Consider the following 733-nt stretch of genomic DNA (forward strand, 5'->3'; position numbering starts at 1 on the left):
ATACCGCGGATCACGATGCCCCTGCGCCTGCGCCACCACCATCGTCTGACCCGCCACCAACGGCCACAACAACTCCAACACCGAGGCGTCAAAAGTATGCGGCGTCTTAAACAACAACCGCTCCTGAACCGATCCTCCACGCGGCACCAACTCGTCAAACCACGCCACAAAATTCCGCACCGCCCGATGCGACACCGTCACCCCCTTCGGCACACCCGTCGACCCCGACGTAAACAACGTGTACGCCGCATCGTCAGGGTGCAACGACACCGCACGCTCACCCGCACCAAACGGCTTCACACCCGCAGCCACCGGAGCCGCGGCATCCACCGTGAACACACCCACCGACGCGATCTCCGAGACGAATCCAGGAACCGGATCACCGGCCCGAACCAGGACCGGCCCCACCCCCGCGGTGACCGCCATATAAGCCGCACGATCGGCCGGAGTCCCCGGATCGATCGGCACATACTGCCCACCAGCAGCAAGCACCGCATGAATCGCGACAACGAGTTCGGCGCTGCGTTCCATCACCACGCCAACAGCAACACCCGGGCGGACACCAGCAGCCACCAGATCGCGAGCAAGGACCGCAACACGCGCACCAAACTCGCCGTAGCTGACCTCACGCTCTCCAACAACAAGGGCTACTGCCGACGGAACCTCCACAATTCGGGTAGCGACCGCATCAGCAATCGACTCCTCCAACACCGGCACCACCACACCCGCCGAC

The 733-nt window shown here is 63.8% G+C and carries 1 protein-coding gene; it reads right to left on the reverse strand.

Annotated features, from left to right (window positions below; translation table 11 throughout):
- On the reverse strand, positions 1-723 hold a 723-nt coding region (locus tag ACFFJD_RS16675), incomplete at its 3' end, for an AMP-binding protein (RefSeq protein ID WP_382366217.1).
- Positions 724-733: the final 10 nt, after the last annotated feature.

The sequence above is a fragment of the Gordonia phosphorivorans genome, from assembly GCF_042432625.1.
Lineage (GTDB): Bacteria > Actinomycetota > Actinomycetes > Mycobacteriales > Mycobacteriaceae > Gordonia > Gordonia phosphorivorans.